7 protein-coding genes and 4 pseudogenes are annotated in these 9,071 nt (G+C 57.8%); 8 read left to right on the top strand and 3 right to left on the bottom strand.

The window, feature by feature from the left end:
- Both ASD52_RS39155 and ASD52_RS38785 read left to right on the top strand, forming a co-directional pair.
- Positions 1-361 (top strand): annotated as a pseudogene (locus ASD52_RS39155) (hypothetical protein); the annotation flags it as partial.
- Between the two features lie 324 nt (positions 362-685).
- Positions 686-841, top strand: a complete 156-nt coding sequence (locus ASD52_RS38785; RefSeq protein ID WP_156613030.1) for a hypothetical protein — start codon at positions 686-688, stop codon at positions 839-841.
- A gap of 125 nt (positions 842-966) precedes the next feature.
- Here ASD52_RS38785 and ASD52_RS24565 read toward each other — a convergent pair.
- Together ASD52_RS24565 and ASD52_RS24560 are read right to left on the bottom strand one after the other, a co-directional pair.
- A pseudogene (locus ASD52_RS24565) lies at positions 967-1,384 on the bottom strand (type II toxin-antitoxin system VapC family toxin).
- Positions 1,381-1,635: a type II toxin-antitoxin system Phd/YefM family antitoxin gene (locus tag ASD52_RS24560; protein WP_057211036.1), complete on the bottom strand. Its 255-nt coding sequence runs from the start codon at positions 1,633-1,635 to the stop codon at positions 1,381-1,383. The pseudogene ASD52_RS24565 and the gene ASD52_RS24560 overlap by 4 nt, the downstream one beginning before the upstream one ends.
- 414 nt (positions 1,636-2,049) lie before the next feature.
- Between ASD52_RS24560 and ASD52_RS24555 the strand changes: the two genes are divergently transcribed.
- From ASD52_RS24555 to ASD52_RS24530, 6 genes and pseudogenes are all read left to right on the top strand, one after another.
- The gene (locus tag ASD52_RS24555; protein ID WP_244497516.1) at positions 2,050-2,766 is read left to right on the top strand and encodes an alpha/beta fold hydrolase; all 717 of its coding nucleotides are present in this window, start codon (positions 2,050-2,052) and stop codon (positions 2,764-2,766) included.
- A gap of 242 nt (positions 2,767-3,008) precedes the next feature.
- A complete protein-coding gene (locus ASD52_RS24550; protein WP_244497514.1) occupies positions 3,009-4,844 on the top strand; it encodes an adenylate/guanylate cyclase domain-containing protein in 1,836 nt (611 codons plus the stop codon).
- A 169-nt stretch (positions 4,845-5,013) separates the two neighbouring features.
- Positions 5,014-5,640, top strand: a complete 627-nt coding sequence (locus ASD52_RS24545) for a conjugal transfer protein TraH (protein WP_244497513.1) — start codon at positions 5,014-5,016, stop codon at positions 5,638-5,640.
- 66 nt (positions 5,641-5,706) lie between these two features.
- Positions 5,707-6,120 carry an MbcA/ParS/Xre antitoxin family protein gene (locus ASD52_RS24540; protein WP_057225706.1) on the top strand — a complete coding sequence of 138 codons (414 nt, stop codon included), beginning with the start codon at positions 5,707-5,709 and terminating at the stop codon, positions 6,118-6,120.
- Positions 6,114-6,812, top strand: a complete 699-nt coding sequence (locus ASD52_RS24535) for an RES family NAD+ phosphorylase (RefSeq protein ID WP_057225704.1) — start codon at positions 6,114-6,116, stop codon at positions 6,810-6,812. The genes ASD52_RS24540 and ASD52_RS24535 overlap by 7 nt, the downstream gene beginning before the upstream one ends.
- Before the next feature lie 277 nt (positions 6,813-7,089).
- A pseudogene (locus tag ASD52_RS24530) lies at positions 7,090-7,461 on the top strand (hypothetical protein); the annotation flags it as partial.
- An 812-nt stretch (positions 7,462-8,273) separates the two neighbouring features.
- On the opposite strand, the pseudogene ASD52_RS37760 reads toward ASD52_RS24530, so the two are convergent.
- Positions 8,274-8,605: pseudogene (locus tag ASD52_RS37760) on the bottom strand (adenylate/guanylate cyclase domain-containing protein); the annotation flags it as partial.
- Positions 8,606-9,071: the final 466 nt, after the last annotated feature.

Here is a 9,071-nt window from a genome sequence, read left to right as displayed (position 1 = left end):
CGCGGCCGTCACGCTTGGTGAGGGCGTGTCCAAGTCCGGCCACCCGCCGCGACGCCTTCTCGCTCTCCATTCCATTGAGCTCCATCTGAATGCTCTCCTGCTTGCCAAGGGCCTCGATCGCGACACCGTAAATGGCTTGCAGCTCGATCTTGGCGAGCGGACACGAAGAGCAGTGGATGCCGGCCTCGTTCTGCGCAGGCGCACGGCGGAGCACCTGGCCAGTCTCTCATCAAACAGAGAGTATCTCGTCATCCGGTACCGTCCAGACCTGACGGCCTCGATCTCACAGATGAGCCGGCTTATGGCGACCCTTGACGAACTCTCGCGCAAGGTCAGAAAGATGTTACGGGCTTCGTCGTGATCGAAAAAACGAGCCAACCAGGCTGCATTCTCCGCACCACGGGGACCATGCCTGGTTCACGTTCTTCGCTGCCTTTTCGGGGCCGCCGGGTTTTGGACTGGCGCACCGGCGGTTGCTCGTGGTGCATGGCGTGGGCCACTTGGGTCCCTTCGTAGAACCGGTGCGGTAGAAGGCTTCGATCACCGCCTCTTCATCCGGTTTTGAAGTTGCCCGCAGCCGCGGATGCGGGCATTTTTTTCAAAGGTCGAGTTCGGTCGGCATAACTCGTTTGGGGAATGGTGCGGTTTAAAGACTGGCGCACGGTGGCAGCCGTTGGGATATTCGATGCGTCGGCACGAGGCGACGCTCGAATATCCCTCGCCCATCATTCCGGCTCACGCGGCGCCGCGGTCCAGCTGGCTGGCGTTCATCGACATCCGGCTGCAGACCATGCAGGCAGGTGACCGTGCGTTCTGCGTGGGCGGTTCTTCCGCATCCTGAGCCACGAGGCGTACCTCAGTCCCTTGCTTAGAAGCGCCCGTTGTGCTGTATCGCGCCAAGAAGCTTCCGGATTTTCTGGCAGAGCCGGTTCGGCATATGGGACAAGCCTGTTTGCGCTGTAACCGTCAGCTTTGCCAGGGATCAACCACAACAACGCCGGTGCCTTCAAAGTCCCTGACCTTGCGTGTGACGACGATCATGTCGTGGACCAAAGCGGTCGCTGCAATCAACGCATCGGCTTCGTTGCGCCGGTCGGGGACATGCAGGTGCGCGCAACGCGTCGCAACCGCATCATCAACTGAAAGAATACGACCGGCAAACTCAGGGCGCACATGACTGTCAAGCCAAGAGCGCAGCCGAGCGCCCTGTGTGGCGTCCCGGCGCTGCACGCCGAGCACTCCTCGTTCCAATTCAAGAACCGTGATGGCGGAAATGAAGAAGCGCGCCTTCCGATCCGACCCACGCTACCACATTGGCATTGGCTTTGCCGTCGCCAACTTTGCGCAGTTCGGAAATCACGTTGGTGTCCAACAGATACTTCAAAACAAATCGACTTCGCGCGGCCTGACTTCGACGCGGCGCGGCTCGAAATCGATCGCCGAAAGGCCAGACATAGCGAGAGCCTCGACAAGGCTGCGCCGCCTGCCGCTCAAGCGCTCGAATTCATCGTAAGTCATGAGCACATGGGAAGGCCTGCCGCGGTCGGTGATGATCACCGGACCGCTCTTTGCCGCCTTCTTTGCGCGGCTGACGTCATGATTCAGTTCTCGACTGGAAAGAGTCGTGATGCTCACGGGTCACCTCGATGTAGGCATTTACCTTCATAAAGCACTGGAGGACGAAATAACAAGTGGAGCATACGCTTGAGCGCTCCTGCATGCTCCACGGCAGTGCCCAGCGCAGGGGCATTCCAGTCGACACGTTATGCGATCATTTTAACCCAAAACGCGAGACAGCCTCGCAACAAGCCGTGCACACGGCTGCTCCTGAAGAACGGCTCCCGCATAGCCTGAACCGGGAGTTCTGGCGCGTTGATGACCTTCACCACCGCGGCAGCGGCCAAGGCGTCTTGACCGCTACGGGCTCGAAGCCGTCTGGCATAGCTGCATCGACGGTTCCGCCAAAGATTGAGTTTTGATTCCTGGGTTCCATTTGATGTGCCTAGACGCCGTACAACATGAAGGAGGTATCCAATGACGCGGAACATCATGGCGCTGGTCTTCGCGGCCGTATGTGGAATGTGCAGTCTGGGAGTGACGCATGCCGAGCAGTTGGCGGCGAGATCGAGCGCCAGCACAAAGAACGATCTTAATTATCTGATGTACACGCCAGACGACTATGCGTCGTCCGGCAGCGCGTATCCGCTTGTTGTGTGGCTACACGGCGGCGATCAGGGCGGGACCGATATCGAGAAGGTTAAATCAAGTGGCATTCCGAAATTGGTCGAGGATGGAAAGACATTCCCGTTCCTGGTGTTTTCGCCTCAGAATCCGAGTGAAGAACTGCTTTATCCGATCGAGAAAGTGGAGGCCGCACTCGACGAGGTTATGTCGAAGTATCGCGTCGATCGCACGCGTGTCTATCTCGTGGGGTTCAGCCGCGGCGGTTTCGGTGCATGGGCCATGGCAGAACAGTTTCCCGAAAAATTTGCGGCTGTCGTTCCAATCGCTGGCGGCGGTAACCGCCACTACCTTAGCAGGACAAATGAAAAGGCAGCCTTCTGGGTGTTCCACGGCACGAACGATGAAGTCATCCCTTTGTCGGATTCAGTCGTGCTTTACGAGCGCCTTGTGGGTCTGAAGCGAAATGCTCGTTTGAGTGTTCTGGAGGGCGTGGACCACTCGGGCGTCGAGTGGGCCGCCTTAAATGATCCGGAGCTCTGGGATTGGCTTCTGAAACAGCGCCTTGACGTCGGGCCTGAGTAAAACTCTGCGCGTAGCGCGTAATGGGAACGGCGACTGCTGGCGCCTTCATCTCGGACGTTTGAAAACCTGTAGCGGCTTTTCGAAAGCTGCTCCTGCGGAGTTAGAACATTTGAGCAGCGTGAAATCCCAATTTCGTCATTTCGTCTATTTCGACGCCGACCAAAATGCTACCAAATTGCTTGAGTAGTCCCGAAACAGAGGGCTGCATTTCAATTCGTTATTTTCTTGGCGGAGGGGCAAGCGTGGAACGTCGCCTTACCACAATAATGGCTGCCGATTTGGTCGGCTATTCTCGTTTCATGGCGGCGGACGAGGAAGGCACCATTTCGCGGCTGCGCGATGCGCGAACTTACGTTATTGACCCGGCGATTATGGAAAGCGGTGGCCGCATCGTCAAAACCATGGGCGACGGGCTCCTGGTCGATTTCCAATCGCCAGTGTTAGCGGTAAGAGCGGCTCTTCTAATGCAACGCAACTTGATCTCGCGCGAGTCTCCTCATGGGGAAGACCGACGTCTGCGTTTTCGGATCGGTATTCATCTGGGAGACGTGGTGATCGATGGGGACGACATCCTCGGCGACTGCGTCAACATCACTGCGCGTTTGGAAACCATCGCCCCCGCCGGAGGCATCTGCATATCTCGTGCAATCTACGATCATGTGCAAGGCAAGATAGAGGCTGGGATGACGTGGCTCGGGCCACAGTCCGTTAAGAACATTCCCGAACCAATTGACGTGTGGCAGGTCGAGGTGGACGGCACCGCGCCGAGCCCGGTTCGGCTCTCTGGCCAGGAACGTGCTTCGATCGCGGTTCTCCCATTTCAGAATTTTTCTGCCACGCCCGATCAGGACTTCTTTGTCGACGGACTGGTCGAAGACGTCATCACGGAGCTAGGTCGCTTTCGATGGCTGTTCGTGATCGCTCGCAACTCGACTTTCGCCTACAAGGGAACAGCCAAGGACGTACGCAAGATCGCCCGAGAACTTGGTGTGCGCTATGTCGTGGAAGGATCGGTTCGGCGGTCAGGTGATCGGTTGAGGATCACTGTACAGCTAATAGACGCGCTGTCCGGAGCACACATCTGGGCCGAGCGGTGGGATCGTCCGATCGCCGATTTTTTTGATGTGCAGGATGAGATAACACGCCGGATTATTGCGGGCATTGAACCAGAACTGGGAGCGCACGAACGGGGCCTCGCCCTCGCCAAATCGACGGACAACCTTACTGCTTGGGAACTTTGTCACCGCGGCCTTGCTGAATTGCTTTCCTTCGAAGCGGGTTCTCAAGCCACTGCGGAGAAGTTCCTTCGACAAGCGCTCGAACACGATCCGAATTTCGCACTGCCCTACGCCTATTTAGCTCGTCACCGATACGCACTCGTCCTTTGGGGGCGTGCCGCAGACGTGCCTGTCGCTGTCAAGGAAGGACTATCGTTCGCCACGAAGGCCTTAGAAATCGACAGGCGGAGCGATATCGCGTACGCGATGATGTCGCTCCTTCTTACGGTGGACGGGCGAGCGGCTGAGGCCATACCTGTCGCTCAACAGGGCCTTGCATTAAATCCCAACTACGCGTTTCTTCACTTCGCACATGGAATGGCAGCCGTGCGGCTCAGGGACGCCGATACGACGATTAGAGCCGCACAAGATGCCATCGATCTCAGTCCTCACGATCCATCTATGTTTGCGTTCAAGACACTACTCGGTATTGGCTTGATGCTGAGAGGCGAGCCGGATGACCTCTCGACGGCACGGATGCATCTACGGGATGGCGCGTCGTTCGAACGCACAACCTATTATCCATTCATTGGGGCAGCGTTGCTCGCCCTCAGGGCGGGCAACACCGATGAAGTGAGGAGCTGGATCTCTGATGCCTTGAAGAAATTTCCAAACCTCAATGCCGAACACGTCCGAGAGGCGGCCCACCCATTCTACGAAGGCAGTCCTTACTGCGACTACCTCGACAGGTTGATCGAGCAGGGGCTCCCCCCGGGAGAGAAGCGTCTGATTGGAAGAATAATCCCCTCGGACTGCCAGCACCAAAGCACTTCCGCCGCAAAGCCTGAACGGGAGTCCTGATCGCGTTGAGTTTCGCCAGCGGCATAGCGGGTGGCGCGCTTTGCGCGCCCACGGCAGTCGTTGTGGTCGATTGGGCTTCGCCCCGAAAGCAGCCAGTCAACCATTGCATGATCAACTAAGGCAGCCCAGGTCCGGAGCGCAGCGAAAGCTGGGCCAGCAAGTGGAACGTGTGGGCAATGTCGTCACGCTCAGCGGTTCGCAGCGACCGTCCGCAAGCCACATCGATCGTCTCGGTTCAGCGTGCAAGCACGATCGCCTGGGCTCGGCTCATCATCAAGCCGGTCGTGATTCGGGTGATCGGTTGATCCTCGTGCCGAAGGCAAGGGCACATGGCGAAGCAATGGAAATCATCCGCCGGCATGTCGCCAGCTCTGTGGTGCGCGTCGGAATCACGCAATATCCAGCCAGCTTCGCCTTCAAAGACATGACTGATCCGAAGCCAGAGCTCCTCAATGCCTGCGAGAACCTGCGCATGGGAACGATGATGTTTGCAAGGATCCTGCGGATCGTGGCGAAGTGGTATGGGAATTCCAACGAGAAGGATGTGTTGCCAGAGGTTTTCGAGGACGCCGTTCATGCTTGGAAGACAGGGGAATTCGAGGGCGTCAAGGTATTTCGCACGGAGGATCCGGCTTATGCCGAAACTGTCGTAGTTGATGCCACCGAAGGTCCGCCTGGTGAGGCTCACGAGCTTAAACCCGAATCCGTCGAGAACAATAGAAACTCCGGCATGGCCGCCGGGGGGCGTACCGAGATCCGGATTGATCTTTCGAGGATCAATGGGCCGTTGCGCTGAATCGAGCCTCTGGTCTTGCCAATTGGCAAAAGAGGGTTATATTTATGCCAGAAAGTGAGGTGCGATATGCTGCTCCAACCGATTGTTGCCACGCCTGCTGCGACAAACAACGGTGTTATCACGGATCAGGAAGCCGGAGCGCTGGCACGCACGACCGTCAATCTGTTCAAGGCCTGGGAGCTTTCCGATGCCGAGGCGTGCACACTGCTTGGCGGGCTTTCTGCGCGCACTTGGGCTCGATGGAAAGAGGGTAGCATCGGCAGAATCGACCGGGATCTAAGGATGAGGATGGCTCATCTGATGGGTATCCACAAAGGGCTACGCTATCTCTTCAACGAGCCGGCCCGCAGCTACGCTTGGATTCGCAAACCCAACACCGCGTTTGCTGGCGAAAGTGCTCTTGCCATGATGTTGCGCGGGGAGATGTCCGATCTATCAGCCATGCGTGAATGGATCGATGCGGAGCGCGGTGCATGGTGAGTGGACTGGCCGTCCGCACCCTCGTTCAATGGCCGCAAACCTATCGAATCATCCGCTCAATCTATCCGCCAATCGATCTCTTTGAAGATATCGCCGACCCTCGCGACTGGGAAGCGCTCGTATCTGTAGAAGAAAAAACCAATCCACGCATTCGCCTCGAGGTCGGCGACCTTGGAAAGGTTCCGGCTGGTCGCCGGGTGGCCGGCCCGGGCGCAAGTCTGGTCATGGCGCCCTTCGTACATTGTTCCACTTTACGGCCTGGCCGCTTCACGGACGGTCGTTATGGGATCTACTATGCCGGCGCTAGTGAAGACGTTGCTGTTGCCGAAACCATTCATCATCACGAGAGATTCATGCGAGCAACAAGCGAGGAACCCGGTTGGACGGCGGACTTCCGTGTTCTTATCGGCAGTATCGATCGCGCGCTTCATGATGTGAGCGCTGTGCCGGATGTTCTGGACCCGAACGACTACACAGCGTCGCAGTTGGAGGGGCATGCCCTGCGCGCCGCAGGAAGCGACGGCCTCTTGTGGAACAGCGTTCGGATGCCGGGTGGACTATGCATCGGCATCTTCTGGCCGGACGTAATCCCGGTTCCGATGCAAGGCCGTCACTATAGCTATCACTGGGATGGCTCACGGGTCGACTTCGTGAAAAAGCATGACACCGGAGAGGTGCTGCAAGTCAGCTGAGATATCGTGATCGCGGGGGGACAACGGGTGTTGCATCTTGCTTTTGGGAAGGCAATCTCCAAGTCGCGACATTTGTCGAGCCTCTGTGGGTGGCTCGCAAATCTTTTCACCCCGGAAAACGATAACGAATCAGTTGTATTCGCCACGGGGACATATAATGCGATTCTTTCTTGGCCTTGGTTGTCAGTGGCACTTTGAGACAGCAAAGCACTGCCGGTGCGAAGCAGGTCATAACCGATATCGACCTTTCACTCGCAGTACCCGACATCGACGATCNGGTGCGAAGCAGGTCATAACCGATATCGACCTTTCACTCGCAGTACCCGACATCGACGATCAACTTTCCCTTTCGGCGAGCGCCCGTATCGAGGAACGCCACTACCAGATGACGCACGCGATCTCCTCCGTGCGCCCGTTGCTTGAACGACAGCCAGCTGACCTGAGCCTTTCCTTCGAGGCGGATCCCGCCCCCGYCCCCGGGCTCTCCGCATTCGAGGCCACCGGACAAGTCGCCCTCAACACCAATGGCAGCTACCAGATCCGCGGCGGCAAATTGCTCGTTGGAGACGAGGCTCTTGGCCTCGACGCACTCTTCCCGGCAATCGCCCGCGGTTTCTCGCTGACATCGACGCCGACCGGTTGGACCTGAGCGCATTTCTTGAGGCTACTACCTCGGCTTCGTCGCAACCCAACGCGAAATCGGAGAAGTCGGGCGCTTCGACGGGTTTGCAGNTGACCGGTTGGACCTGAGCGCATTTCTTGAGGCTACTACCTCGGCTTCGTCGCAACCCAACGCGAAATCGGAGAAGTCGGGCGCTTCGACGGGTTTGCAGCTTCTGACCGGGTTCGATGCCGATATCGGCGTGAACATCAGGGATCTTGTCCTTGGTGACATCTCGGCATCAGACGTTGCCTTGGCGGCAACGCTTAAGGACGGGCTGGTTACGGCAAGGATAGAACATCTCGGCATCGATGCCGGCAGCGTTGCGGCAAATATNATCTCGGTACCACCATGGTTGAGGTGGATCGACCCGTCGGTATAGACGTGCACCCATCTCGGCATCAGACGTTGCCTTGGCGGCAACGCTTAAGGACGGGCTGGTTACGGCAAGGATAGAACATCTCGGCATCGATGCCGGCAGCGTTGCGGCAAATATTTCTGCCGATATTCGCGAGGTTGAGCCGACCTTCAGGGGCCGCATATCCAGCAATGGGCTTGATGTCGCCAGATCGGCAGGACCCCAAGAGGCAGCAGAGAAACAGCTCCAATAATGATGAATCCGAAGATCGTAATCGGTCTCATAGACAATGCCCCAACACAGTTACTTGAGAAATCGATCAGATTAATATTGCTGCTATGCTCGTAGCATCGCTCCAAAAGAGGTGAGCGACACTGGTTGCCCGCTCGGCGAAGCTGCTTAAATATTTCGCAAGGCATCCTGTCTTCATTCGCCGCGCCTACTCACGGTGGCCCAACTGCGCAAGCGCAGCAGCCAGGAATTTGCGTGAGTTGGTACGATACGTGTCTTTCCTGCGGAGTGTAGCGGTTGCCGCCTCGTATTGCGCCTGCCCAAGATGACAAAGATACCAGCAGGTCGGATAGGGATTGAGCGCAGAGCTGTTTCGATCTGCGCTAGTCCGTCGGCAACCGTCCAGCACGGACATGTCCGACATGGCGGCCCAGGTGTCGGCGTGGTTGGGGTCCAGCTCCAGGCCTTGGCGAAGGCGGCCTCCGCTTCCTCTCGCCGCTCATAAGCCAAAATGGTCCCCAGAACGTAACGGCAGCCGGCATCGGTGCGGGCGCTCGCGTCTGTTCATTGCGGTGCGCCGCAATGAAAAACGGGAGGCGCGCTCCCCGCAATCGTATCGAAAAGGGTCCGATGGCGGAGAAAGAAAACGCGTCGATTGTTCGCGTGTTCTCGACGAGCGAAAAGACCGGCTTCGAGCTGGCAAGCTCCTGTTGATCCCTTGGTGGAGGTGCGGTGACNAAAGAAAACGCGTCGATTGTTCGCGTGTTCTCGACGAGCGAAAAGACCGGCTTCGAGCTGGCAAGCTCCTGTTGATCCCTTGGTGGAGGTGCGGTGACCTAAGACCCTGAACTGGCGGCTTGATGGAAGAGTAGTATCGAGCCTACCGCTCCGCGCCATCGCGGTCATTGCTGCGCTGGCGATCCTGCTCAGCCTGCCGGAGGATCTGCTGGCGCTGCTCGTCCTGGGCACCTTTGGCAGTGGCAGCCTGTTCCCGCGCCGCACGAGCGGC

Origin of the sequence: Ensifer sp. Root142, from assembly GCF_001426785.1 — a bacterium.
Classification (GTDB): Bacteria; Pseudomonadota; Alphaproteobacteria; order Rhizobiales; family Rhizobiaceae; genus Ensifer; species Ensifer canadensis.
This window is presented reverse-complemented; position numbering and strand designations above follow the sequence as displayed.

Bases quoted from the DNA above. Each gene is read 5' to 3' on its own strand.
- ASD52_RS24555 (WP_244497516.1), top strand. From the start codon at position 2,050: ATGGCGCTGGTCTTCGCGGCCGTATGTGGAATGTGCAGTCTGGGAGTG.
- ASD52_RS24535 (WP_057225704.1), top strand. From the start codon at position 6,114: ATGGTGAGTGGACTGGCCGTCCGCACCCTCGTTCAATGGCCGCAAACC.
- ASD52_RS24540 (WP_057225706.1), top strand. From the start codon at position 5,707: ATGCTGCTCCAACCGATTGTTGCCACGCCTGCTGCGACAAACAACGGT.
- ASD52_RS38785 (WP_156613030.1), top strand. From the start codon at position 686: ATGCGTCGGCACGAGGCGACGCTCGAATATCCCTCGCCCATCATTCCG.